The following is a 24,249-nucleotide window of genomic DNA, read 5'->3' on the forward strand; positions in this document are numbered from 1 at the left end:
GCCGTGCCATGTAACAGTTGTGAAGAATTGCGTAATGATGTCCTAGGCCAGATCGCCCTGAACCAACGGCACAAAGCGCACGGGTTCGATGATTTCTTCAATCAATTCATCGCCCTGACGACGCAAACGCTTCAACACCTGCTGATCCTCGCCAACCGGCAGCACCATTTTGCCGCCGTCACCTAATTGCGCTATCAGCAAAGTCGGAATTTCAGGTGGTGCGGCGGTCACGATAATGGCATCAAACGGGCCACGCGTCGCCCAGCCCTGCCAGCCATCGCCATGTCGGGTTGAGATATTGTGCAGATCGAGTTGCTTGAGGCGACGCTTAGCCTGCCACTGCAAGCCCTTGATGCGTTCGACGGAATAAACATGATTAACCAGATGCGCCAGAATAGCGGTCTGATAGCCAGAACCGGTGCCGATTTCCAGCACGCGCGATTCCGGCGTGAGCTCTAACAAGGCGGTCATGCGCGCCACCATGTAAGGCTGAGAGATGGTTTGGCCGTTGCCAATCGGCAGCGCAACGTTTTCCCACGCTTTATGTTCAAACGCCTCATCGATAAAACGCTCACGAGGCACATCGGCAATGGCTTTCAGCAGGTGCTCATCATGAATGCCCTGCGCGCGCAGTTGCTCCAAAAGCGTTTCGATGCGGCGATTCACCATGCGAGTTTTACCTCTGCCTGGATCAGCCAGTCACTTAATACTTCTTGTGCAGCATGCGCGGTCAAATCGACATGCAGCGCGGTCAACGAAACGTAGCCCGCATCCACCGCCGCGAAATCGGTATCCGGACCTGCATCCAGCTTTTGCCCCGGCGGGCCAATCCAGTAAAGCGGCTGGCCGCGCGGGTCTTCGGTGCAGATAACCTGATCGGCGGGATGGCGGCTGCCGCAGCGGGTCACGCGGAAACCTTTAATCTCCGCTAACGGCAAATCAGGCACGTTGATATTGAGAATGCGGCCGGTGCGCAGCGGAGCCCGCGACAGCGCGCGTAACAGCGTACAGGTGATGGATGCGGCGGTATCGTAATGCTGATGTCCGTTGAGCGAAACGGCGAGCGCAGGCAAGCCAAGATGGCGCCCTTCCATCGCCGCAGCGACGGTACCGGAGTAGATCACATCGTCGCCAAGATTTGGACCGGCGTTGATGCCGGACACCACGATGTCGGGCCGCGGCTGCATCAGCTTGTTCACGCCGAGGAACACGCAGTCGGTCGGCGTGCCCATCTGCACCGCGATATCGCCGTTTTCGTGCGTAAAGGTACGCAGCGGCGTCTCCAGCGTTAGCGAGTTTGATGCGCCGCTACGATTGCGATCGGGCGCGACAACCTGCACCTCGGCAAACTCACGTAAAGCACGCGCCAGCGTCTGAATTCCCGGCGCATGAATTCCATCATCGTTACTCAGCAATATCCGCATCGTTACCTTCTTGTTGGAGAAGCTCACGCACCACGCTGGTGGCAAAACTGCCGGCGGGCAGCCAGAACTGCATCTCCAGCGTCACATCGTCCCACCATTCCCAGCGCAGATCCTTTGGCACCACCAGCATTGCACGACGCGCGGCATCAACGCGCTCGCGCTCAAGCAGTGTAATCAATTCTTCTGCGCCTGCCAGGCTCTGCTGCTCAAAAAGCAGCGCGTCGCCAAGCGGACCCGGATCGCCGCGCCCCGGCAGCGGCGCAGTGATACGCAGTTGATGATTATCGACGCGCTGCTGTACGTCAGGCAACTCTTCCGCCTGCGCCACAAACCAGCTGCCGCGACCGGCCAGCTGCACCGCATCGCCTACCTGAACCACATCCAGAGCGCCATCACGCTGCAAACGCGCGCTGGTCACCTGATTAAACAGATGGCTGCGGGTCGCTGACAATAGCAAACCTTTCATATTGCGATCGCGCGGGCGGAATGTTTCCTTCGCCCACTGTTTCGCCTGCGTCAGGTTATTGCCGTTGCGCCCAAAGCGCTGCTCACCGAAGTAGTTCGGCACGCCGCGCTGCTGAATCTGCTGCAAACGCGTTTCAACTTCGCTACGGTCAGAAATCTGCCGCACGATTAAGCGGAACGCATTGCCCGCCAGCGCGCCGGTACGCAGTTTGCGTTTGTGGCGAATCACCTGCAGGATTTCAACGCCTTCCAGCTGGAATCCGGCCAGATTCGGCATGCCATTGCCGGGCACGCGGAAACACAGCGTTTGCTCGGTGACCGCATGACGATCTTTCATGCCGGCATAGCTGAGATCGCGCACCGGCACGCCGAGAAATTTGGCGATGGCTTCGGCGACAAAGCGCGTATTGCAGCCAATTTTGCGGATGCGCACCAACAGCTGCTCGCCTTCGCCATCATAGGGATAGCCAAGATCTTCAATCACCACGAAATCTTCGGGATTGGCTTTGATGACGCCGGTGGCAGTCGGCACGCCGTGCAGGTAATGCAATTCACTCATGCCTGATCGGCCTTTATCAGCAGCGCGACCGCTTCACAGGCAATGCCTTCGCCACGCCCGGTAAAGCCCAGCTTTTCGGTGGTGGTGGCTTTGACGTTGACGTCATCCATATGGCAACCGAGATCTTCGGCGATATTGACGCGCATCTGCGGCACATGCGGCAACATTTTCGGTGCCTGCGCAATGATGGTCACATCGACGTTACCGATGCGATAGCCTTTCAGCTGAATCCGGCGCCAGGCTTCGCGCAGCAAACCGCGGCTGTCAGCGCCTTTAAACGCCGGATCGGTATCCGGGAATAACTTGCCGATATCGCCCATCGCCACCGCGCCGAGCAAGGCATCCGTCAACGCATGCAGCGCCACATCACCATCGGAATGGGCAATAAAACCGTGTTCGAAGGGAATACGCACCCCGCCAATCACTAACGGACCTTCGCCGCCAAAAGCGTGAACGTCAAAACCGTGACCGATACGCATCATGCGCTCTCCTGTAACTGAATCTGGGTAAGATAGAAGGCCGCCAGCGCCAGATCTTCTGGCCGCGTCACCTTAATATTGTCGCTGCGTCCGCTCACCAACAGCGGATGATAACCGCAATACTCCAGCGCCGACGCTTCATCGGTAATGGTAGCGCCTTCATGGAGTGCGCGCGTCAGGCAAGCCGTGAGCAGTTGATGCGGGAAAAATTGCGGCGTTAACGCGTGCCATAAATCCTCGCGTTCAACGGTGTGGGCGATGGCAGTTTTGCCCGGTTCGGCGCGCTTCATGGTGTCGCGCACCGGCGCCGCCAGAATGCCGCCAACCTTGCTGTATTCGCGTACCGCTAACAGGCGCGCTAAATCGTCCGGATGCAGGCAAGGACGCGCAGCGTCATGCACCAGCACCCATTCGCTGTGATGAATGGCATTTAAGCCCGCCAGCACCGATTCGGCGCGCGTGTCGCCACCGGTCACTCTGAGAATACGGGAATCCTGCGTCAGCGGCAGTGAATCGAACCAGCCATCGTCATTGCTGACCGGCACAATCACCTGTTTTACCGCAGGATGTGCCAGCAGACGCGCGACGCTGTGTTCAAGAAGGGTGAATTGACCAATGGTCAGATACTGTTTTGGGCAGGCAGCCTGCATTCGGCTGCCCACACCTGCGGCGGGCACCACGGCAATCACATCCGCAAGGATCGGGCGCTTGTTCATGGCTTATCGTTGTTGATTTTGCGCAGCTTGTTGCGCGTTACGTTTGTTCTGGTCTGGCACCAGACGATAGAAAGTCTCACCGGGCTTAATCATGCCCAGTTCATTACGTGCGCGTTCTTCGATCGCTTCAGAGCCGCCATTGAGATCGTCAATTTCGGCGAATAGCTGATCGTTACGCGCTTTAAGCTTGGCGTTATTCGCCTGTTGTGACGCGACGTCTTCGTTGACGCGCGTATAGTCATGAATACCGTTCTTACCCAGCCACAGGGAATATTGAAGCCATCCCAGCAGCACGAGTAGCAGTAACGTCAGTTTTCCCATCCCCGCCCCCTGAAAAACGGCCCAATCATCCCATAACTTGACGCTGGACTCCACTGCGACGGCGAAAATGCCGCACACGGGCGTTTAGCCGTACAAATAATGCCAGAGTGGGAGGCGAGACGGCAGGTAAAGTTTTGTAACCTGCCGATGCGTTTGCACATCAGCTGGGCGTTACCAACCGGAGAGAAATGAGAACAGCAGCCAGAACAAGCACACCACCACAATTGCCGTGGCGATCCCGCTCCAGAATAAGTGAGTGCGGATCATCAGGCTGAGCACGATGCCAATCAATACCGAAACCGGCAGCAGCGCGAGGAAGAATGGCCAGGTGTAGAGGAAGAAGAACAGCGTGTTGGAGCCGTAGAGCATGAACGGAATCGCCAGCGCGCACCAGTACGAGAGAAAGCCAAACACGCCGCCCGGCAGTGATGAGCGAGGCTCATCCGGGGTGCGTTCATCTTTGCGGGCTAGCATGGGCGTTACGTTCTGCATAGAGATCCTGTTGACGCTAAGCGCGGCAAACCCAAAGGGATTTGCCGCTGTCGGTTCAGGATCTGATGATATCGCGGTGACGCAGCAGGTCTAACAATTGGCCGGCGAGTTTTGTAACCAATTGTTCGCCATCAAGGTGGATTTCCGGGGCGTCTGGCGCCTCGTAAACGCTATCGATGCCGGTGAAATTACGCAGCTCACCGGCACGGGCTTTTTTGTACAAACCTTTGGGATCGCGCGCTTCGCACACTGCCAACGGCGTATCGACAAACACTTCGATAAACTGCCCTTCAGCGAGCAGATCGCGCACCATGTTGCGTTCCGCGCGATGCGGCGAGATAAAGGCGGTCAGCACCACTAAACCGGCATCGACCATCAGTTTCGCCACTTCGCCAACGCGACGAATGTTCTCTTTACGATCGTCATCGCTGAAGCCGAGGTCACGGCACAAACCGTGACGCACATTGTCGCCATCCAGCAGATAGGTATTCACCCCCGCCCGATGCAGCGCCTGCTCCAGCACGCCGGCTACGGTGGATTTCCCCGAGCCGGAAAGCCCGGTAAACCACAGCACCACGCCTTGATGGCCGTGCTGCTGTTCGCGCTCCTCGCGCGTTACCGGATGATCGTGCCACACCACGTTTTCATCGTGTTGCGCCATTACTTGCCACCCAGCAGATCGCGCGCGTTCCAGTGTGGGAAGTGACGACGCACCAGCGCGTTCAGCTCCAGCTCGAAATCGCTGAACTGGCCCGCTTGCGCACGCACATCGGTCAGCGGCTGATTGATCATGCCCGCGCCAACCGTCACGTTGCTCAGGCGATCGATAAAGATCATGCCGCCAGTCACCGGATTCTGGCGATATGCGTCCAGCACCATCGGTTCGTCAAAGGTCAGTTCGACCAGGCCGATACCGTTAAGCGGCAGGCTGTCCACCGTGCGCTTCTCCAGCGAGTTGATCTCCACCTGATGGATCACTTTCTCGACGCGCGCGCGGGTTTTCTTACCGGCGATCTTCACTTCGTAACTTTGCCCCGGCTGCAGCGGCTGTTCCGCCATCCACACCACGTCAACGGTGGCAGATTGCACCGCCTGCAGATCGGCCTCAGCATCCACCAGCAGATCGCCACGGCTGATGTCGATCTCATCTTTCAGCACCAGCGTAATCGCTTCACCAGCGCCCGCTTCAGGCAGGTCGCCATCGAAGGTGACGATGCGCGAGATGGTCGATTCCACGCCCGATGGCAGCACTTTCACGCGCTGGCCGACTTTCACCACGCCCGAAGCCAGCGTACCGGCATAACCGCGGAAATCGAGGTTAGGACGGTTCACATACTGCACCGGGAAACGCATCGGCTGATGATCCACCACGCGATTCAGTTCAACGGTTTCTAATACGTCGAGCAGCGTTGGGCCGCTGTACCACGGCATGGTGACGCTGGGCGTTGCCACGTTATCGCCTTCCAGCGCCGACATCGGCACAAAGCGAATATCGAGGTCTTCCGGCAGCTGCGCGGCGAAATCGAGGTAATCCTGTTTGATCTGCTCGAAGGTCTCTTGCTTGTACTCCACCAGATCCATCTTGTTGATGGCGACCACCAGATGCTTGATGCCCAGCAGCGTGGAAATAAAGCTGTGACGACGCGTCTGATCCAGCACGCCTTTACGCGCATCGATCAGCAGGATCGCCAAATCGCAGGTCGATGCGCCGGTCGCCATATTGCGGGTGTACTGCTCGTGTCCCGGCGTGTCGGCAATAATAAATTTGCGCTTCTCGGTGGAGAAATAGCGGTACGCCACATCAATGGTGATGCCCTGCTCGCGCTCGGCCTGCAAGCCATCGACCAGTAACGCGAGATCCAGCTTCTCACCTTGCGTCCCATGACGTTTGCTGTCGTTGTGCAGCGAGGAGAGCTGATCTTCATAAATTTGACGCGTGTCGTGCAGCAGGCGACCAATCAGCGTACTTTTGCCGTCGTCGACGCTACCGCAGGTCAGGAAACGCAGCAGGCTTTTATGTTGTTGCGCGGTCAGCCAGGCTTCTACGCCGCCCTGATCGGCAATCTGTTGTGCAATAACGGTATTCATCTGCGTCTCCTTAGAAATAACCCTGACGTTTCTTCATTTCCATCGAACCGGCCTGGTCGCGGTCAATCACGCGTCCCTGGCGTTCACTGGTGGTGGAGACCAGCATCTCTTCAATAATTTCCGGCAGCGTCTGCGCTTCTGATTCCACCGCGCCGGTCAGCGGCCAGCAGCCGAGCGTACGGAAACGCACCATGCGCTGCTTGATCACTTCGCCTGGCTGCAGATCGATACGGTCGTCATCGATCATCATCAGCATGCCATCACGCTCCAGCACCGGACGCGGCGCGGCGAGGTAGAGCGGCACGATCTCGATATTCTCGAGGAAGATGTACTGCCAGATATCCAGCTCGGTCCAGTTGGAGAGCGGGAACACGCGGATGCTTTCGCCTTTGTTGATCTGGCCGTTGTAGTTGTGCCACAGCTCAGGGCGCTGGTTTTTCGGGTCCCAGCGGTGGAAGCGATCGCGGAAGGAGTAGATACGCTCTTTGGCGCGCGACTTCTCTTCATCACGACGTGCGCCGCCAAATGCCGCATCAAAGCCGTATTTGTTCAGCGCCTGCTTCAGGCCTTCGGTTTTCATGATGTCGGTGTGCTTGGCGCTGCCGTGCACAAACGGGTTGATGCCCATCGCCACGCCTTCCGGGTTGCGATGCACCAGCAGCTCCGCGCCCATCGCTTTCACGGTGCGATCGCGGAACTCGTACATTTCACGGAATTTCCAGCCGGTATCAACATGCAGCAGCGGAAACGGCAGCGTGCCCGGATAGAAGGCTTTACGCGCCAGATGCAGCATTACCGAGGAGTCTTTACCGATGGAGTACATCATCACCGGATTGCTGAACTCGGCCGCCACCTCGCGGATGATATGGATACTCTCTGCCTCCAGCTGGCGCAGATGAGTAAGTCGATTTTGGTCCATAATTTTTCCTCAAGCCAAATTGACAACGGCGGACTCGCGAGCCCCCTGCTGTGCCGAATGTTGGAACCAGGCCAATTGCCCGTGCAAATTTACGACTTCGCCAATCACTAACAGTGCTGGCGTGGGCGCGGCCGCAGCCAGCGCCTCCAGTTGATCTAATGTGCCGGTCAGCACCTGCTGATCCTGACGCGTACCGCGACCAATCACCGCTACCGGCGTGGACGGTGCGCGTCCGTGTTCGATAAGCCCGGCCGCGATTTCCGCCGCTTTCACCGTGCCCATATAAATCGCTAAGGTTTGACGTGCGCGCGCCAGCGACGGCCAATCAATGCCGTCACCTTCGGCGCGACAGTGACCGGTAATAAACAGCACGCTCTGCGCGTAATCACGGTGCGTCAGCGGAATGCCTGCATATGCGGTTGCGCCTGCCGCAGCGGTGATGCCCGGCACCACCTGGAACGGAATGCCCGCGGCCTGCGCGGCCTGCAACTCTTCGCCACCACGGCCAAAAATAAACGGATCGCCGCCTTTCAGACGCACCACGCGCTTGCCTTGCTGCGCCAGCGTCACCAGCATTTGGTTAGTCTCTTCCTGCGGCACCGAATGCACACCGGCACGTTTACCGACGCAGATGCGGTCGGCATCGCGGCGCACCAGCTCAAGCACTTCGTCGCTGACCAGATGGTCATACAGCACCACATCCGCCAGCTGCATCACCTGCAAGCCACGCAGCGTCAGCAAACCGCTGTCGCCCGGACCGGCGCCCACCAGCGTGATTTCGCCCTGATTGTCGCTATCGTTTTCCAGTTCGTGATCCAGCGTGCGCCGCGCTTCATTGACGTTACCCGCCGCCATCTGGCTGGCGAACAGACCGTTAAAGGCGCGCTCCCAGAAACGACGGCGTTCAGACATGCGGTGATAGCGCTGCTTCACCTTGTCGCGCCACTGCCCGGCCACTTCAGCCATCTGTCCGAGATTAGCTGGCAGTAAAGCTTCAATTTTTTCACGCAGCAGACGCGCTAACACCGGCGCGGTGCCGCTGGAGGATATCGCTACCACCAGCGGTGAGCGATCGACAATCGACGGGAAGATAAAGCTGCACTTCGGCTGATCGTCCACCACGTTCACCAGCTTGTGGCGCGCGTTGGCGGTATCGAACACCTGCGCGTTAAGCGCGTTGTCATCGGTAGCGGCAATCACAAGGAACACGCCATCCAGCTGCGCCGGATCGAAGCGCTGGGCGATCCATTCAATCGCCTCAATTTCCAGCAGCGCCTGCAGCTCATGACCGAGTTCGCGCGCGGCGACCAGCACGCGCGCGCCGGCACGCCGCAGCAGTTCTATTTTGCGCGCAGCGATTTCGCCACCGCCGACAACCAGCACCGGACGGCTTTTGAGATCGGCAAAGAGAGGCAGATAATCCACGTTAACCTTGCTAGTTTTACAATAAGTTAACGCGACTATACGTCCCGCCCTTTGGACAGATGAAATTACGAATTGGAATGAGTAGTTACCGAATGGAATAACGACCCAGGATTGCTGATAACATTTTGTGCTTAACAAATGATATTGCTGGTGTTTCGGAGCAAATCAAATTGTGCAAGCGTCGTCACAGTTTCATACTAAGTCGGAATTTTTTTAGCATGACCGGATGTCAGAAAAGGACGCTAACTATGTTTGCCACTCTCCGCCGCACTGTGCTGGCTGCACTGCTCGCGGGCGGTTTGCCTTTCTTTGTTCAGGCTGCGAGCAACAGCACGCCAGGACATTTTGCCGAACAGCAGCTTCGCCATATCGCCACCTATTTCCCCGGCCGCATGAGCGGCAGTCCCGCCGAGTTGCTGACAGCCGATTATCTGCAGCAGCAGTTCAGCCAACTGGGATATCAGAGTAATACTCGCCAGTTTAAAACCAGCTATAGCTGGCTGGAGAAAAAGGGCGAAAGCCGCCCTCACAAAGTCACGGCCACGTCGGTGATTGCCGCGCGTGCCGGTGAAGTGCCACAGGAGATCCTGATCGTTACGCATCTGGATACCTGGACGCCGCTCAGCCGCCATGAAGCCGATAACAACCTTGGAGGCCTGCGTTTGCAAGGTGTGGACGACAATGCTTCAGGTTTAGGCGTGATGCTGGAGCTGGCGCAAGCGCTGAGCAAAACGCCGCTGCATTACGGCGTGCGCTTTGTGGCGCTGAGCGCGGGAGAAGCCGGCTTGCACGGCATGGACGATTACCTGGCGCGCATGAGCGCGCAGGAGAAGAAGAACACGCTGCTGGTGATCGATCTCAACAGTTTGATCGTGGGCGATCATCTTTACTTCAATAGCGGCATCAATACACCATCGGCGGTGCGCAAACAAACCAGCGCGCGCGCCGTACAACTGGCGCACCGTTACGGTATTTCAGCGGTTAGCCACGCGATGACCGCCCGCGATTATCCCGGCGTCAATCCGTTTGATAAAGCCGGCATGCCGCTGATGGACGTTACCGCCGCCAATTGGACGCTGGGTAATAAAGATGGGCAGCAGCAACGCGCGCGCTCCAGCCATTTTCCGGATGGGAATGTGCGCCATCAAACCGAGCGCGATAACCTCAACTATCTCGATCACTGGCTGCCTGGACGCATCACCCAGCGCACGCGCGACAGCGTGAAGATTCTGCTGCCGCTGCTGACCGAGCTCGCTAATCCGACAACCTGAGGATTCACTATGTACGTGGTATATCTGAATTATTTTCGTCCGGTAGAAGAAGTGGAAGCGCTACTGGAACCGCACATTAGCTGGCTGGATCGCTATTTCGATAACGGCGTGTTTATCGCAGCTGGACGCAAAGATCCGCGCACCGGCGGCGTGCTGCTGGTGAAGGATATTGATCGGGCGCGGCTGGATACCATTCTGGCGGAGGATCCGTTTGTGGCGGTGGCGCATTATGAAGTAACGAAAGTGAATGTGACGCGTGCGGCGGAAGAGTTTGCGGGGTTGCAGGGGATCTGATTGTGCTGGCTGTCTCAGATTGTGCTGGCTGTCCCCCATCCCGGCCTTCCCCCGCTTGCGGGGGAAGGAGATGCTGCCACATGCAGCTTCAGAACTAACATTTGGCAGCATCTTCCTCCCCCATTCATGGGGGAGGACCGAGGAGGGGGACAGCAAGCACAAACCAAGGATGGGGGACAGCAAGCACCTACCAATCAACCTTCATGCAACCCGCACTCGCGCTTCAGGCCGAAGAAGCGTGTCTCTTCCTCTGCCATGCCCGGCTCCCACTTTTTGGTGGTATGCGTATCGCCCACTGACAGATAACCTTCATCCCACAGCGGATGATATTTCAATCCGTGTTTGGTCAGATATTGATGCACCTGCCGATTATCCCAATCAATGATCGGCAGAATCTTGAACACGCCGCGCTGCACCGCCAGCACCGGCAAACTGGCGCGACTGCCAGACTGATCGCGGCGCAGGCCAGCAAACCAGGTTTGCGCGCCCAGCATTTCCAGCGCGCGGTTCATCGGTTCCACTTTGTTGATCTGGTTGTACTGCTCAATCCCTTCGACGCCCTGTTCCCACAGTTTGCCGTAACGCGCTTCCTGCCATGCCGCTGACGTCTCAGCACGGAAGATCTGCAGGTTGAGATTGAGCTTGTCGGTCAGCTCATCAATGAAGCGATAGGTTTCCGGGAACAGATAACCGGTATCGGTCAGGATCACCGGAATGTCCGGCTTCTGCTGCGTCACCATATGCAGCAAAACCGCCGCCTGAATACCAAAGCTGGATGACAGCACAAATGCGCCTGGCAGCTGTTCTAATGCCCAGCCCACACGTTGTTCAGCGGAGAGTTTCTCCAGCTGCACGTTGCTTTCCGCCAGCGCCATGATGCGGTCAACTTTTGATGAACCATTCAGTGCTGCGAGATCTAGTACCGTCATACTGCCTCCGAGTCCCAGAAATCACGAGCGGGATCAACCACGGCTTTAATAATGCCGGTGCGAATCACGAAGTCGCCGAAGCCTTCGTTGGCCTGACGCTCGGTTGCCCAGCGCGCCACCAGCTCATCGATGCTGGCGAGGATTTCGCCTTCGTTGATGTTCTCGCGATACATGCGTGGAATGCGCGTACCTTCGCGGTTGCCGCCAATGTGTAAGTTGTAACGGCCCGGCGCTTTGCCTACCAGACCCAACTCCGCCAGCAAAGCACGGCCACAACCATTTGGGCAACCGGTAACGCGTAACACTATGTGCTCTTCGCCGACGCCATGCTTGTGCATGATCTCTTCCACTTTGGTCACGAACGACGGCAGGAAGCGCTCGGCTTCGGCCATCGCCAGCGGACAGGTCGGGAACGCCACACACGCCATCGAGTTCTCACGCTGCGGCGTGACCGCTTCCATCAAACCGTGTTCACGGGCGATGGCTTCGATCTGCGCTTTTTGCTTCTCCGGCACGCCAGCCACAATCAGGTTCTGGTTGGCGGTCAGACGGAAATCGCCCTGGTGAATTTTGGCAATTTCGGCAATGCCGCGCTTCAGCGGACGGCCAGGATAATCCAGCAGACGGCCGTTCTCGATGAACAGCGTCAGATGCCATTTCTTATCAATGCCTTTCACCCAGCCAACGCGATCGCCGCGCGAGGTGAACGCATACGGACGAATCGGTTCGAAGGTCAGACCGGCACGCTTTTCCACTTCCGCTTTGAAGGTCTCAACGCCGACGCGTTCCAGCGTGTACTTGGTCTTGGCATTTTTACGATCGGTACGATTACCCCAATCGCGCTGCGTGGTGACCACCGCAGCCGCTACGTCGAGAATCTTCTCGACCGGCAGAAAACCGAATTCGCTCGCGGTGCGCGCATAAGTCGCTTTGTTACCGTGATCGATCGACAAACCTCCGCCCACCAGCAGGTTAAAGCCAATCAGCTTGCCCTTCTCGGCGATGGCGATGAAGTTCAGGTCATTGGCGTGCAGATCGACATCGTTATGCGGCGGTACCACAACCGTGGTTTTGAATTTACGCGGCAGATAGGTTTCGCCAAGAATCGGCTCTTTATCGGTGGTCGCGACCTTCTCTTTGTCCCACCAGATTTCCGCGTAAGCGCGGGTTTGCGGCAGCAGATGCTCCGACAGCTTTTTCGCCCACTCGTACGCTTCCTGATGCAGCTCTGATTCCACTGGGTTCGAGGTGCACAGCACGTTACGGTTAACGTCGTTGGCGGTCGCCAGCGCATCCAGCCCGACTTCGTGCAGCATCTGGTGCGTCGGCTTGACGTTCTTCTTCAGAATGCCGTGAAACTGGAAAGTCTGACGGTTGGTCAAACGGATGCTGCCGTAAATGGTTTTATCGGTGGCGAATTTATCAATCGCCAGCCACTGCGTTGGCGTGATGATGCCGCCCGGCAGACGGCAGCGCAGCATCATGGCGTGACGCGGTTCGAGTTTCTGCGCTGCACGCTCGGCACGAATATCGCGGTCATCCTGCTGGTACATGCCGTGGAAACGGATCAGCAGGAAGTTATCGCCGGTGAAGCCGCCGGTCAGGCCATCGTCGAGATCGTCGAGGATGGTGCCACGCAGGTAGTTGCTCTGTTTTTTCAGACGCTCAGCGTCGACCAGCTTGCCTTCAACGACCAGCGGTCCAGGATGTTTTTCGCTCATTAGTAAACGTCTCGCTGATAACGGCGCTCAATGCGCAGCTCACTTAAAAATTCGTCAGCCGTTTCACGATCCATGCCGCCGTGTTCGACCACCACATCCAGTAATGCCTGCTCAACGTCTTTCGCCATACGATTGGCGTCGCCGCAGACGTAAAGGTGCGCGCCTTCCTGTAACCAGCTCCACACCTCCGCACCTTTGGCGCGGATTTTATCTTGTACGTAAACCTTCTCAGCCTGATCGCGCGACCATGCCAGATCAATATGGGTCAGCAGGCCATCTTTGACATACTTCTGCCACTCCACCTGATAGAGGAAATCATCGGTGAAGTGCGGATTGCCGAAGAACAGCCAGTTTTTACCGCCGGCGCCATCGTTATCGCGCTGCTGCATAAAGGCGCGGAACGGCGCGATGCCGGTGCCCGGACCAATCATGATCACTGGCGTGTCCGGGTTAGCCGGTAAGCGGAAGTTATCGTTGTGCTCGATGAAGACGCGAATTTCGCCATCCTCTTCGATACGATCCGCCAACCAGGTTGAAGCACCGCCGCCGCGCTGGCGACCGTCGATTTCAAAGCGCACCGCACCCACGGTGATGTGCACTTCGGTTTCGTTCTCCGCCTGCGATGAGGCGATGGAGTAGAGGCGCGGCGTCAGCGGACGCAACAGGCCGGTTAATTGTTCGGCATTCAGTTCGGTCGGTGCCTGACGCACCATATCGACAATCGGGAAGCTCTGCGCATAACTCTGCAGCTTCGGCTTGTCACCGGCCAGCGCCAGCAGCGCGTCATTGCGAGACAGCGCCGCATACTGCTCGACGATTTGTGGCGTGTTGACCGTCAGTTCGAAATGGGTTTTCAGCGCTTCGGCCAGCGGCAGGGTTTTGCCCTGCACCTCTACCTGCTCGTCACCTTTCAGCCACACCAGCTGCAGCAGCTCCTGCACCAGTTCGTCATCGTTTTCAAACCATACGCCGAGCGCGTCGCCCGGCTGGTAGCGCAGGCCAGAATCGCCAAGGTCGATCTCAATGTGACGCACATCTTTATCCGAATCGCGTCCGGTGATCTTCTGGTTGGCCGCGAAGCTGGCCACCAGCGGCTCTTCTTTAGTGTACGGGCTGCTGTCGACCAGATTAACGCTGCCTGCGGCGGTAACCGCTGCCTGCGCGGGCGATTCAGTGGGTACACGCGCTTTTAGAATCTCGGTGAGCTGTTGACGCCACGCTGCCGCCTGATCTTTGTATTCAACATCGGCATCCACGCGATCCAACAGACGTTCTGCACCCAGCTCTGCCAGACGCTCATCGAAATCTTTACCGGTTTTGCTGAAAAACTCATAAGAGGTATCGCCCAGACCGAACACCGCAAACGCCGTGCCTTCAAACTTTGGCGCTTTCTTCGACAGCAGGAATTTATGCAACGCTACGGCTTCTTCTGGCGGCTCGCCTTCACCTTGGGTGGAGGTCACCACTACCAGCAGCTTTTCCTGACCGATCTGCTTGAACTTATAATCGCCGGCGTTGACCAGATTAACGCCTAATTTGGCGGCCAGCAGGTCATCACGCAGTTGCTCAGCCAGGCGACGCGCGTTACCGGTCTGCGAGGCGGAGATCAGCGTGATGGTCGGGGTTTCTGCCTGCACAGGCGCTGGCGCGGCAGCCGCACCCGGCATCTGATTGACCATGCCCCAGAAGTAGCCGGAGAGCCAGGCCATCTGAGTGGTGTTGAAATCCGTGGTCGCCGCCTGTAAGCGCGCGAGTTGCTCCGGTGATAACGGAAGCAGTGAACCTGGTGCCTGAGTCGTCATTGCGTTAAAAATTCCAGTGTCAGAAGTCCGGATCAATATGTTGCGAAAGAATGCGTAGGTTACCGGGCTGTATATTAACGATTAAATACGCCTTCGACATATTAAATAACCAAAATGACTAAGTGGTTTTTCGGGTAAAGTTAACCAGCAAAAGTGGTAAATGAAGGCGATATGATTCAATGAGTTAATTAGGCGTTTTGTCATCGATAAGGCGCAAAATGCCCTTTTCGTTGCCAGCGGGTGCGAAAAATCTGCAATTCAGGTAGACTTCAGCGGTTTTTAAGTCTGAGAGCCATTATGTCTACCACGTTATTTAAAGAGTTCCAGTTTGAATCTGCCCACCGCTTACCTCACGTGCCGGAAGGCCACAAATGTGGGCGTTTGCACGGCCATTCATTCCTGGTGCGATTAGAAATTACCGGCGAAGTGGATGCGCATACCGGTTGGGTGATGGATTTTGCCGAACTGAAGGCGAAGTTTAAGCCGCTGTATGAACGTCTCGATCATCACTATCTGAATGACATTCCGGGTCTGGAGAATCCTACCAGTGAAGTGCTGGCGAAATGGATTTGGGATCAGATGAAGCCGATTCTGCCGGAATTGAGCGCGGTGATGATTAAAGAGACCTGCACCGCCGGCTGCGTTTATCGCGGTTGAGGTCAGTGAAGCAGTAACCGTGAGTGAGGTCGCCATGAATGGCGACCCTACGATTATATGGCGCGGTTTTCGTAGGGTGCGCATTTATGCGCACCGAGCCGAATTAGGCAATATTCAGATACTTGTGCGTCTGCATCGAAAGGCGCCAGTTGCGGGCGATACAGGTTTCAATACACAGTTTGGTTGCCGCATCACCACGACTGATCGGTTGCAGCGCCACAATGCGCTTTTTATCGTCGTGCAAACCCGCCAGCAGCGCATCTAACGCTTCCACATCACGCTCACGCGCCACCGGATGTTTGATTTCATCCGCACGCTGCAACGCCTGTGGCAATACATCGTAACCGCCACGCATATTGACCTTCGGTGAAACCGTCACCCAGGTCGCGTCGGAACACTGCACGTCGTGCGTACCGCTGGTTTCAATCTGGCAGGCAAAACCTGCCGCTTCTAACGATTCCGTTAACGGACGCAGATCAAAAATCGCCGGTTCGCCGCCGGTGATCACCACATGACGTGCGGTCCAGCCCTGACGTTGGATAGTGTCGATCAGCATGGCCGCATCGGCGCTGCCCCACGCATCGCTTTCCACGGTTTTGACCAGAATATCGCCCAGCGAAGTCTCCCGATCCGCCCGCTTTTCCCAGGTATGTTTGGTATCACACCAGCTACAGCCCACCGGACATCCTTGTAAGCGGATGAACAGCGCCGGAACACCGGTGTAGAAACCTTCGCCCTGCAGCGTCTGGAACATTTCGTTAATCGGGTAGAACATTATTTACTCACGTCTAAAATTTGAGGCGCAGATTATGGCAGATCTTATGCGCCAGGTCACAGCTGCTTCGTGCCAAATAAAAGCAAAAGCCCCGCACAAGGCGGGGCTTCTTCAGACGATGCTGCCTGTTGGCAGCATACTCAGGCGATTACGCCTGGCCTTTAACTTCTTTCAAACCGTTGAACGGTGCTTTGCTGCCCAGCGCTTCTTCGATACGAATCAGCTGGTTGTACTTAGCAACACGGTCAGAACGGCTCATAGAACCAGTTTTGATCTGGCCAGCTGCAGTACCTACCGCCAGGTCAGCGATGGTTGCATCTTCGGTTTCACCTGAACGGTGTGAAATCACCGCAGTGTAACCCGCATCTTTCGCCATCTTGATTGCAGCCAGAGTTTCGGTCAGTGAACCGATCTGGTTGAATTTGATCAGGATGGAGTTAGCGATGCCTTTATCGATACCTTCTTTCAGGATCTTGGTGTTGGTTACGAACAGGTCGTCACCTACCAGCTGGAGTTTGTCACCCAGCACTTTGGTCTGGTATGCGAAACCAGCCCAGTCAGATTCGTCCAGACCATCTTCGATAGAAACGATTGGATACTGATTAGCCAAATCTTCCAGGAAGTGGGTGAACTCTTCTGAAGTGAAGGCTTTGTTGCCTTCGCCAGCCAGCACATATTTGCCGTCTTTGTAGAATTCAGATGCTGCGCAGTCCATCGCCAGGGTGATGTCTTTGCCCAGCTCGTAACCTGCTGCTTTTACCGCTTCAGCGATAACAGCCAGCGCTTCGGCGTTAGAACCCAGGTTTGGCGCGTAGCCACCTTCGTCACCAACTGCAGTGCTCATGCCTTTCGACTTCAGCACTTTCGCCAGGTGATGGAAGACTTCAGAACCCATGCGAATTGCTTCTTTCAGGGTTGGCGCGCCAACTGGCTGAATCATGAATTCCTGGATGTCGACGTTGTTGTCGGCGTGCTCACCACCGTTGATGATGTTCATCATTGGCAGCGGCATAGAGTATTTGCCTGGGGTGCCGTTCAGTTCAGCGATGTGTGCGTACAGCGGCAGGCCTTTAGAGGCAGCAGCAGCTTTAGCAGCAGCCAGTGAAACCGCCAGAATGGCGTTAGCACCGAAGTTAGATTTGTTCTCAGTACCGTCCAGCTCGATCATGATCTTATCGATGTTCGCCTGGTCTTTGGCATCTTTACCGGTTACCGCGTTAGCGATTGGACCGTTAACAGCCGCAACCGCTTTGGTTACGCCTTTGCCCAGGAAACGAGATTTGTCACCGTCACGCAGCTCCAGAGCTTCGCGAGAACCGGTTGATGCACCTGATGGCGCAGCAGCCAGACCAACGAAACCGCCTTCCAGATGCACTTCTGCTTCTACAGTTGGGTTGCCACGGGAGTCGATGATTTCGCGACCGATGACTTTTACGATTTTGGACATTCGATTTTCCTCAGTACAAGTTAGTCAATCCTAAGACAAACAACGCGCGAAAAGTTCGCGCGCTGTTCGTGAAACTTACTTCGCTAAACGCTTCTGGTGTTCCTGCGCGGCTTTCACAAAGCCAGCGAACAGCGGATGACCATCGCGTGGGGTCGACGTGAATTCCGGGTGGAACTGACAGGCAACAAACCACGGGTGGTTCGGGATCTCAATGATCTCAACCAGCTGATCGTCGCCAGAACGACCGGCAATATGCAGACCCGCCGCTTCAATCGGCTTCAGCAACATATTGTTTACTTCGTAACGATGACGGTGGCGCTCGGTAATGATTTCAGAACCGTACAACTGACGCACTTTACTTTCCGGCGTCAACTGGCACTGCTGGCTGCCCAGACGCATGGTGCCGCCCAGATCGCTCTGCTCAGTACGCTGCTCAACGTTGCCCTCTTCGTCACGCCATTCGGTGATAAGCGCAACCACCGGATACTTACAGTCTGGCACAAATTCCGTAGAGTTCGCGCCTTCCATACCGGCAACGTTGCGGGCAAATTCCATCAGCGCAACCTGCATGCCCAGGCAAATCCCCAGGTAAGGCACGTTGTTCTCACGGGCGTATTGCGCCGTCATCATTTTGCCTTCCACACCGCGGTAGCCGAAGCCGCCAGGGATCAGAATAGCATCCAGATCTTTCAGTAATTCGACACCGCGCGTTTCAACATCCTGCGAGTCGATCAATTTGATATTCACGGTAACGCGATTTTTCAGGCCGCCGTGTTTCAAGGCTTCAATCACTGACTTGTACGCATCCGGCAGTTCGACATATTTGCCGACCATACCGATGGTCACTTCGCCGCCCGGATTGGCTTCTTCGTAAATCACCTGTTCCCATTCGGCCAGGTTCGCTTCCGGCGCGTTCAGATTGAAACGCTTGCAGATGTAATCATCCAGACCTTGCGATTTCAGCATGCCTGGAATCTTGTAGATGGAATCCACATCTTTCAGGGAAATAACCGCTTTTTCTGGCACGTTACAGAACAGCGCGATTTTAGCGCGTTCGTTCGCCGGCACAGCGCGGTCAGAACGGCAGATCAGCACATCAGGCTGGATCCCGATCGACAGCAGCTCTTTCACTGAATGCTGGGTTGGCTTGGTTTTCACTTCGCCTGCGGCCGCCATATACGGCACCAGCGTCAGGTGCATATACATGGTGTGTTCACGACCGACATCGACCGCCATCTGGCGAATCGCTTCGAGGAACGGCAGAGATTCGATATCACCCACGGTACCGCCGATCTCGACCAGAACCACGTCATGACCTTCGCCGCCTTCAATGATGCGTTCTTTGATGGCGTTGGTGATGTGTGGGATGACCTGAATCGTGGCGCCCAGATAGTCACCGCGACGCTCTTTGCGCAGCACTTCTGAGTAGATACGACCGGTAGTAAAGTTGTTACGGCGCGACATTTTGGTGCGGATGAAACGCTCGTAGTGACCTAAATCCAGATCGGTTTCGGCCCCATCATCGGTAACAAACACTTCACCGTGCTGCGTTGGGCTCATGGTACCCGGATCGACGTTGATGTACGGATCGAGTTTCATGATGGTCACATTCAGACCACGTGCTTCAAGGATGGCTGCGAGGGAGGCTGCGGCAATGCCTTTGCCCAGAGAGGAAACGACCCCGCCGGTCACAAAAATATAATTCGTTGTCATGCTGAACCTGAGAGTTTAGGTTTAAAGACGGTGGAATAACCAAGACGGGAAAATAGTATACTTGAAGTCGTCTTAAGCCACAATTGATGAATCACACCATCGTCCTCCACAGGTAAGCCGGTAACATAGCGGATAGCATGGTGCGAAATGTTGATGTACGTCACAAAGTCGCCGCAAGGCTGAATCGAGTAAGCTCAAGCGGCGAATTTATGCGCAGCGCTGGAATAATCGCCAGATTCGCTTACTGTTTGTTCTCGTTCACTTTCACCTGCTGCCAGGCGGCTTCCATTTGATCCAAGGTAGCATCGCTCATGGCTAACCCTTGCGAGGCGATGATGGCTTCAACTTCGCGGAAGCGGCGCTCAAATTTATCGTTGGCTTTCTGCAACGCGACTTCCGCTTTGCTGCCTAAATGGCGCGACAAATTGACAGTCGCGAACAGCAAATCACCGATTTCCTCTTCCAGCTTGTCATTATCCACCACCGCTTGCTGCGCTTCGTGCATCACTTCATCGATCTCTTCATGCACTTTATCCAGCACCGGGCCAATATTATTCCAGTCGAAGCCCACCGTGCTGCAACGCTTCTGAATTTTGTGCGCGCGCATTAATGCCGGCAGCGCTTTAGGGATGTCGTCCAGCGCGGAGTGCTGCGATTTTTCTGCGCGCTCGCTGTGCTTGATGGCTTCCCAGTTTTTCAGCACTTCTTCGCTGGTTGCAGCCTGAACATCGCCAAAAATGTGCGGATGACGGCGCTCAAGTTTGTCGCTGATGGCGTTGCAGATGTCATCGAAATTAAAGCGCTGCTGCTCATCGGCCATCTGTGCGTAGAACACCACCTGAAACAGCAGATCGCCAAGTTCACCGCGCAGATCGGCAAAATCTTCACGCTGAATGGCATCGATCACTTCGTAGGTTTCTTCCAGCGTGTAGGGCGCGATCGAAGCGAAGGTTTGCTGACGATCCCACGGGCAGCCGCGCTCCGGGTCGCGCAAGGTTTGCATGATGGTGAGCAGGCGGTTTAAGGGCGTCATGAGAGGATCCTTTGGGAAAATTTAGGGAGAGCTGCGCCGATGTCGCATACGGCAGCGTCTCCTTCCCCCGCGAGCGGGGGAAGGTCGGGATGGGGGACAAACGGCTCTAAATCAGTGCAAACGGCGCGCGTCGATAATATCCGGCACCTGATTAAGGCGCGCCAGCACGCGGCCAAGCACTTGCTGGTTATAGATCTCAATATCCATATCAATGGTCGCCAGCTGTTTTTTGGTGTCGCTGCGGCTGGAGACGCCGAGCACATTGACCTTCTCGTTAGCCAGAATAGTAGTGATATCGCGCAGCAGGCCGCTACGATCGTTGGCGGTGACGCGCACCACCAGCGAGTAACCGCTGGAGTAATCCTCACCCCACACCGCATCAACGATACGTTCCGGTGCGTGCGAAATCAGTTCGGTTAACTGGTCGCAGTCGGCGCGGTGAATCGAGATGCCGCGCCCCTGAGTGATAAAGCCCACAATATCGTCGCCAGGAATCGGCTGGCAGCAGCGGGCGATGTGGTGCAGCAGATTACCCACGCCTTCCACCACCACGCGACCGCTCTCTTTGCGCGCTGACGGTGCATGTGACTTCTGCGTCAGCAGGCGCAGCGCCTCGCGATCTTCCTCTTCGGCGCTCGGCTTATTGAGCTTGCCCTGCAGGAAATTCACCATCTGATTGAGGCGAATATCACCGCCGCCAATCATCGCCAGCAGCTCATCCTGCGAACTGACGTTATAGCGCGGCAGCAGCAGTTTTTCCGCTTCGCGCATGCTGATATCCATCTGATTCAGCTCGCTTTCGAGGATCTGACGGCCAGCAATGATATTTTTGTCACGATCCTGTTTGCGGAACCAGGCGTGAATTTTCGAGCGTCCACGGCTGGTGGTGATATAGCCGAGATTCGGGTTCAGCCAGTCGCGGCTTGGGTTTGGCTGCTTCTGGGTGATCACTTCAATCTGATCGCCCATCTGCAACTGATAGGTAAACGGCACGATGCGCCCGCTGATTTTGGCGCCAATGCAGCGGTGACCGATATCGCTGTGAATGTGGTAGGCGAAGTCGAGCGGCGTTGAACCCGCCGGCAGATCGACCACGTCACCTTTCGGGGTAAACACATACACGCGGTCGTCAAACACCTGGCTGCGCACCTCTTCCAGCATCTCGCCGGAATCGGCCATCTCTTCCTGCCAGGTAATCAGCTTACGCAGCCAGGCGATGCGTCCTTCATGTCCCGCCGCGCCGCGCGCATTGCTGGAAGTTGGACCTTCTTTGTACTTCCAGTGTGCGGCGACGCCCAGTTCGGCATCTTCGTGCATCTGGCGCGTACGAATCTGGATTTCCACCGTTTTGCCCTGTGGACCGAGCACCACGGTATGAATCGATTGATAGCCGTTAGGCTTGGGATTGGCAACGTAATCGTCAAACTCACTCGGCAGATGGCGAAACAGCGTATGCACCGTACCAAGCGCGCCGTAACAATCCTGCAGACGTTCCGCCACGATACGCACCGCGCGCACGTCAAACAGCTCATCGAACGCTAACGACTTCTTCTGCATCTTGCGCCAGATGCTGTAGATGTGTTTCGGACGACCATACACTTCGGCACGCACGCCCTCTTTCTGCATCTCGGCGCGCAGGTTGGCGACAAAGCTTTCGATATAGCCTTCGCGATCGATACGGCGCTCGTGCAGCAGCTTAGCGATGCGTTTGTATTCATCGGGATGCAGATAGCGGAAGCAGTAATCTTCCAGCTCCCATTTGAGCTGGCCGATACCGAGACGGTTGGCCAGCGGCGCGTAGATATTGGTGCTCTCTTTCGCCGCGAGCACGCGCTCATCTTCTGGCGCGTCTTTCATTTCACGCAGATGGGCGATACGTTCCGCCAGCTTGATGACCACGCAGCGGAAATCTTCCACCATCGCCAGCAGCATGCGGCGCACGTTATCCACCTGCTCGGAGGCCATCGAATCGTTGTGAATCGCTTTCAGCTGGCGAATGGCATCCATGTCGCGCACGCCGTGCACCAACATCACAATCTCTTTGCCAAAGGCTTTTTCGAGATCCTCTTCGCTCACCACATCGGCGTTGGCGAGCGGGAACAGCAGCGCCGCGCGCAGGCTGTCGATGTCCATGCTGAGCATGGTGAGAATTTCCACCATCTCAATACCGCGCCACAGCAGCAGAGCTTGATCAGGATGGTTGTGCGTTTCGGCTTCACAGTAGCGCCACGCATCCGCCAGTCGCTGACAGGATTGCGGATTGTTGATACTTAAACTGGCGATCCACTGGTCGAGGGCAAATTCGCCCGCCGTATTTAAATGCGCACTTCTAACCGCAACCATATCCTCTCCTGCCACAGCGATGTGGACATCGCTTATGCTTTGCTAAACAGCACCATGGATTCGAGATGACTGGTATGGGGGAACATATCCAGCATCGCGACCCTTTCCAAATGGTAGCCCGCTGACAGCAATGTCTGACTGTCACGCGCCAGCGTTGTAGGGTTACAGGAAACATAGACCACACGTTCTGGTGCAAGTTTAACCACATGCGCCATCACGCCCGCGGCCCCAGCACGCGCTGGATCCAGTAACACCTTGTTAAATCCCTGCGTCGCCCACGGCTGACGCGATACATCTTCCTCCAGGTTATGCTGGAAAAAGCGAACATTCTTGAGATTATTCTGCTCAGCATTATACGCTGCCTGCTGCACTAATGCTGCAACGCCCTCCACACCTACAGCATTTTGTACGAATTTTCCTAGCGGCAAAGTGAAGTTTCCCATGCCACAGAACAAATCCAGCACACGATCCTCTGGCTGCAAATCCAGCCATGCGATGGCTTTGGCGACCATCTGCTGATTCACACCATCGTTGACCTGAATAAAATTCTGCGGGCTAAAGGATAGCGGCAAATTCAACGAGTGATAAAAAGGTTCGCGCGCATTCAGCGCCTGCAAACTTTCACTGCCATCAGCCAGATAGAGCGACAGTTGCTGCTCATGCGAAAAGCGTTCCAGTTTTGCGCGGTCGCCGGCAGATAATGCATCAAGATGACGCAGCACCATCAGCGGGCCATTATCCGCCAGCACCAACTCAACGTGGCCCAAGCGTTTAACCGCCTGTAAATCACTGAGACACTGGTGCAACGGCTGCAGTAACGCTTCAAGTTCGGGCACCAAAACCGGGCATTGCTTCAGTTCAACCAGATCGTTGCTGGCGGCCTGGCGGAATCCCATTTGCAGGCGCTGCTGTTTTGGCTGCCACTGCAACCCTAAACGCGCCCGACGACGATAGCCCCACGCGCTGCCGCTGATGATCTCATCAACCTTCACCGGCAGCGGCGCTTCGCGGCTTAACATGCGGCTCAAGGCGCGCGCTTTGCTCTCCTGCTGCAAAGCCACCGAGGCATGTTGCTGCTGGCAGCCGCCGCACACGCCAAAATGGACGCAGCGCGGTTTTTCCCGCTGTGGGCTGGGATTGAGAATCGTGTTCGCTTTGGCGCGCGCGTATTTGCTTTTATCCTCGAACACCGTCACTTCCGCCTGTTCACCGGGTAGCGCACCGCTGACAAACATCGCCTTGCCTTTATGGCGCGCAACACCTTGTCCGAAAGGATCGAGGTCTTCGATGGTGACGGATATGCGCGCCTTCGTCGTCACACGCTGTTTTGCAGAGTAAAATTGCGCCATAGTATTGTGAAATCTCTACTTAAATTG

At 56.2% G+C, this 24,249-nt stretch carries 23 protein-coding genes; 3 read left to right on the forward strand and 20 right to left on the reverse strand.

Going from position 1 to position 24,249, the window contains the following annotated elements; all coding sequences use genetic code 11:
- Positions 1-42 precede the first annotated feature (42 nt).
- The 11 genes from HX773_RS23465 to cysG form a co-directional block, all read right to left on the reverse strand.
- The gene (locus HX773_RS23465) at positions 43-669 is read right to left on the reverse strand and encodes a protein-L-isoaspartate(D-aspartate) O-methyltransferase (RefSeq protein ID WP_008104533.1); all 627 of its coding nucleotides are present in this window, start codon (positions 667-669) and stop codon (positions 43-45) included.
- The gene (gene surE, locus HX773_RS23470; protein WP_154155446.1) at positions 663-1,424 is read right to left on the reverse strand and encodes a 5'/3'-nucleotidase SurE; all 762 of its coding nucleotides are present in this window, start codon (positions 1,422-1,424) and stop codon (positions 663-665) included. The genes HX773_RS23465 and surE overlap by 7 nt, the downstream gene beginning before the upstream one ends.
- Positions 1,405-2,448, reverse strand: a complete 1,044-nt coding sequence (gene truD, locus HX773_RS23475) for a tRNA pseudouridine(13) synthase TruD (protein ID WP_176973533.1) — start codon at positions 2,446-2,448, stop codon at positions 1,405-1,407. Before truD ends, surE begins: the two co-directional genes overlap by 20 nt.
- The gene (gene ispF / locus HX773_RS23480; protein ID WP_061719965.1) at positions 2,445-2,927 is read right to left on the reverse strand and encodes a 2-C-methyl-D-erythritol 2,4-cyclodiphosphate synthase; all 483 of its coding nucleotides are present in this window, start codon (positions 2,925-2,927) and stop codon (positions 2,445-2,447) included. The genes truD and ispF overlap by 4 nt, the downstream gene beginning before the upstream one ends.
- Positions 2,927-3,643 carry a 2-C-methyl-D-erythritol 4-phosphate cytidylyltransferase gene (ispD, locus tag HX773_RS23485; RefSeq protein ID WP_176973535.1) on the reverse strand — a complete coding sequence of 239 codons (717 nt, stop codon included), beginning with the start codon at positions 3,641-3,643 and terminating at the stop codon, positions 2,927-2,929. Before ispD ends, ispF begins: the two co-directional genes overlap by 1 nt.
- 3 nt (positions 3,644-3,646) lie before the next feature.
- Positions 3,647-3,964, reverse strand: a complete 318-nt coding sequence (gene ftsB, locus HX773_RS23490; RefSeq protein WP_007893240.1) for a cell division protein FtsB — start codon at positions 3,962-3,964, stop codon at positions 3,647-3,649.
- A 171-nt stretch (positions 3,965-4,135) separates the two neighbouring features.
- Complete coding sequence (locus tag HX773_RS23495) at positions 4,136-4,456, reverse strand: DUF3561 family protein (protein WP_176973536.1); 321 nt, start codon at positions 4,454-4,456, stop codon at positions 4,136-4,138.
- 55 nt (positions 4,457-4,511) lie between these two features.
- Entirely contained in the window at positions 4,512-5,117 is a 606-nt protein-coding gene (gene cysC, locus HX773_RS23500) for an adenylyl-sulfate kinase (protein WP_176973537.1), read from the reverse strand.
- Positions 5,117-6,544, reverse strand: a complete 1,428-nt coding sequence (cysN, locus tag HX773_RS23505; protein WP_176973538.1) for a sulfate adenylyltransferase subunit CysN — start codon at positions 6,542-6,544, stop codon at positions 5,117-5,119. Before cysN ends, cysC begins: the two co-directional genes overlap by 1 nt.
- A 10-nt stretch (positions 6,545-6,554) precedes the next feature.
- Entirely contained in the window at positions 6,555-7,463 is a 909-nt protein-coding gene (gene cysD / locus HX773_RS23510; RefSeq protein WP_007893231.1) for a sulfate adenylyltransferase subunit CysD, read from the reverse strand.
- Between the two features lie 9 nt (positions 7,464-7,472).
- A complete protein-coding gene (cysG, locus tag HX773_RS23515; protein WP_176973539.1) occupies positions 7,473-8,888 on the reverse strand; it encodes a siroheme synthase CysG in 1,416 nt (471 codons plus the stop codon).
- Between the two features lie 248 nt (positions 8,889-9,136).
- Between cysG and HX773_RS23520 the strand changes: the two genes are divergently transcribed.
- Positions 9,137-10,159: an aminopeptidase gene (locus HX773_RS23520; protein WP_176973540.1), complete on the forward strand. Its 1,023-nt coding sequence runs from the start codon at positions 9,137-9,139 to the stop codon at positions 10,157-10,159.
- A 9-nt stretch (positions 10,160-10,168) separates the two neighbouring features.
- On the forward strand, positions 10,169-10,453 hold the full coding sequence (locus HX773_RS23525) for a YciI family protein (RefSeq protein WP_176973541.1): 285 nt from the start codon (positions 10,169-10,171) through the stop codon (positions 10,451-10,453).
- A 194-nt stretch (positions 10,454-10,647) separates the two neighbouring features.
- Here the strand turns inward: HX773_RS23525 and HX773_RS23530 are convergent, their stop codons facing one another.
- Genes HX773_RS23530 through cysJ form a run of 3 tightly spaced genes read right to left on the reverse strand, consistent with a single transcriptional unit; the run spans position 10,648 to position 14,905 of the window.
- A complete protein-coding gene (locus HX773_RS23530; RefSeq protein WP_176973542.1) occupies positions 10,648-11,382 on the reverse strand; it encodes a phosphoadenylyl-sulfate reductase in 735 nt (244 codons plus the stop codon).
- Positions 11,379-13,103, reverse strand: coding sequence for an assimilatory sulfite reductase (NADPH) hemoprotein subunit (gene cysI / locus HX773_RS23535; protein WP_176973543.1), 1,725 nt, complete (start codon positions 13,101-13,103; stop codon positions 11,379-11,381). Before cysI ends, HX773_RS23530 begins: the two co-directional genes overlap by 4 nt.
- On the reverse strand, positions 13,103-14,905 hold the full coding sequence (cysJ, locus tag HX773_RS23540) for an NADPH-dependent assimilatory sulfite reductase flavoprotein subunit (protein ID WP_176973544.1): 1,803 nt from the start codon (positions 14,903-14,905) through the stop codon (positions 13,103-13,105). The genes cysI and cysJ overlap by 1 nt, the downstream gene beginning before the upstream one ends.
- A 297-nt stretch (positions 14,906-15,202) precedes the next feature.
- On the opposite strand from cysJ, the gene queD reads away from it, so the two are divergent.
- Complete coding sequence (queD, locus tag HX773_RS23545; RefSeq protein ID WP_167391191.1) at positions 15,203-15,562, forward strand: 6-carboxytetrahydropterin synthase QueD; 360 nt, start codon at positions 15,203-15,205, stop codon at positions 15,560-15,562.
- A gap of 103 nt (positions 15,563-15,665) precedes the next feature.
- Here queD and queE read toward each other — a convergent pair whose 3' ends face one another.
- From queE to rlmD, 6 genes are all read right to left on the reverse strand, one after another.
- Positions 15,666-16,337, reverse strand: coding sequence for a 7-carboxy-7-deazaguanine synthase QueE (gene queE, locus HX773_RS23550; RefSeq protein ID WP_176973545.1), 672 nt, complete (start codon positions 16,335-16,337; stop codon positions 15,666-15,668).
- 148 nt (positions 16,338-16,485) lie between these two features.
- Positions 16,486-17,784, reverse strand: coding sequence for a phosphopyruvate hydratase (gene eno, locus HX773_RS23555; RefSeq protein WP_008104571.1), 1,299 nt, complete (start codon positions 17,782-17,784; stop codon positions 16,486-16,488).
- A gap of 75 nt (positions 17,785-17,859) precedes the next feature.
- A complete protein-coding gene (pyrG, locus tag HX773_RS23560; protein WP_007891723.1) occupies positions 17,860-19,497 on the reverse strand; it encodes a glutamine hydrolyzing CTP synthase in 1,638 nt (545 codons plus the stop codon).
- A gap of 241 nt (positions 19,498-19,738) precedes the next feature.
- Positions 19,739-20,530, reverse strand: coding sequence for a nucleoside triphosphate pyrophosphohydrolase (mazG, locus tag HX773_RS23565; protein ID WP_176973546.1), 792 nt, complete (start codon positions 20,528-20,530; stop codon positions 19,739-19,741).
- Positions 20,531-20,641: 111 nt separating this feature from the next.
- Positions 20,642-22,873, reverse strand: coding sequence for a GTP diphosphokinase (gene relA / locus HX773_RS23570; RefSeq protein ID WP_176973547.1), 2,232 nt, complete (start codon positions 22,871-22,873; stop codon positions 20,642-20,644).
- Between the two features lie 32 nt (positions 22,874-22,905).
- Positions 22,906-24,222, reverse strand: a complete 1,317-nt coding sequence (gene rlmD / locus HX773_RS23575; protein WP_176973548.1) for a 23S rRNA (uracil(1939)-C(5))-methyltransferase RlmD — start codon at positions 24,220-24,222, stop codon at positions 22,906-22,908.
- Positions 24,223-24,249: the final 27 nt, after the last annotated feature.

Origin of the sequence: Pantoea sp. B9002 (assembly GCF_013385945.1) — a bacterium.
Lineage (GTDB): Bacteria > Pseudomonadota > Gammaproteobacteria > Enterobacterales > Enterobacteriaceae > Pantoea.

What these genes read in the sequence shown, in the direction of transcription:
- pyrG (WP_007891723.1), bottom strand. Translation starts at nt 19,497, where the DNA reads ATGACAACGAATTATATTTTTGTGACCGGCGGGGTCGTTTCCTCTCTG.
- HX773_RS23530 (WP_176973542.1), bottom strand. Translation starts at nt 11,382, where the DNA reads ATGACGGTACTAGATCTCGCAGCACTGAATGGTTCATCAAAAGTTGAC.
- HX773_RS23495 (WP_176973536.1), bottom strand. Translation starts at nt 4,456, where the DNA reads ATGCAGAACGTAACGCCCATGCTAGCCCGCAAAGATGAACGCACCCCG.
- cysI (WP_176973543.1), bottom strand. Translation starts at nt 13,103, where the DNA reads ATGAGCGAAAAACATCCTGGACCGCTGGTCGTTGAAGGCAAGCTGGTC.
- cysN (WP_176973538.1), bottom strand. Translation starts at nt 6,544, where the DNA reads ATGAATACCGTTATTGCACAACAGATTGCCGATCAGGGCGGCGTAGAA.
- eno (WP_008104571.1), bottom strand. Translation starts at nt 17,784, where the DNA reads ATGTCCAAAATCGTAAAAGTCATCGGTCGCGAAATCATCGACTCCCGT.
- cysC (WP_176973537.1), bottom strand. Translation starts at nt 5,117, where the DNA reads ATGGCGCAACACGATGAAAACGTGGTGTGGCACGATCATCCGGTAACG.
- HX773_RS23465 (WP_008104533.1), bottom strand. Translation starts at nt 669, where the DNA reads ATGGTGAATCGCCGCATCGAAACGCTTTTGGAGCAACTGCGCGCGCAG.
- HX773_RS23520 (WP_176973540.1), top strand. Translation starts at nt 9,137, where the DNA reads ATGTTTGCCACTCTCCGCCGCACTGTGCTGGCTGCACTGCTCGCGGGC.
- HX773_RS23525 (WP_176973541.1), top strand. Translation starts at nt 10,169, where the DNA reads ATGTACGTGGTATATCTGAATTATTTTCGTCCGGTAGAAGAAGTGGAA.
- ispD (WP_176973535.1), bottom strand. Translation starts at nt 3,643, where the DNA reads ATGAACAAGCGCCCGATCCTTGCGGATGTGATTGCCGTGGTGCCCGCC.
- ftsB (WP_007893240.1), bottom strand. Translation starts at nt 3,964, where the DNA reads ATGGGAAAACTGACGTTACTGCTACTCGTGCTGCTGGGATGGCTTCAA.
- ispF (WP_061719965.1), bottom strand. Translation starts at nt 2,927, where the DNA reads ATGCGTATCGGTCACGGTTTTGACGTTCACGCTTTTGGCGGCGAAGGT.
- cysD (WP_007893231.1), bottom strand. Translation starts at nt 7,463, where the DNA reads ATGGACCAAAATCGACTTACTCATCTGCGCCAGCTGGAGGCAGAGAGT.
- cysJ (WP_176973544.1), bottom strand. Translation starts at nt 14,905, where the DNA reads ATGACGACTCAGGCACCAGGTTCACTGCTTCCGTTATCACCGGAGCAA.
- relA (WP_176973547.1), bottom strand. Translation starts at nt 22,873, where the DNA reads ATGGTTGCGGTTAGAAGTGCGCATTTAAATACGGCGGGCGAATTTGCC.
- rlmD (WP_176973548.1), bottom strand. Translation starts at nt 24,222, where the DNA reads ATGGCGCAATTTTACTCTGCAAAACAGCGTGTGACGACGAAGGCGCGC.
- mazG (WP_176973546.1), bottom strand. Translation starts at nt 20,530, where the DNA reads ATGACGCCCTTAAACCGCCTGCTCACCATCATGCAAACCTTGCGCGAC.
- surE (WP_154155446.1), bottom strand. Translation starts at nt 1,424, where the DNA reads ATGCGGATATTGCTGAGTAACGATGATGGAATTCATGCGCCGGGAATT.
- truD (WP_176973533.1), bottom strand. Translation starts at nt 2,448, where the DNA reads ATGAGTGAATTGCATTACCTGCACGGCGTGCCGACTGCCACCGGCGTC.
- queE (WP_176973545.1), bottom strand. Translation starts at nt 16,337, where the DNA reads ATGTTCTACCCGATTAACGAAATGTTCCAGACGCTGCAGGGCGAAGGT.
- queD (WP_167391191.1), top strand. Translation starts at nt 15,203, where the DNA reads ATGTCTACCACGTTATTTAAAGAGTTCCAGTTTGAATCTGCCCACCGC.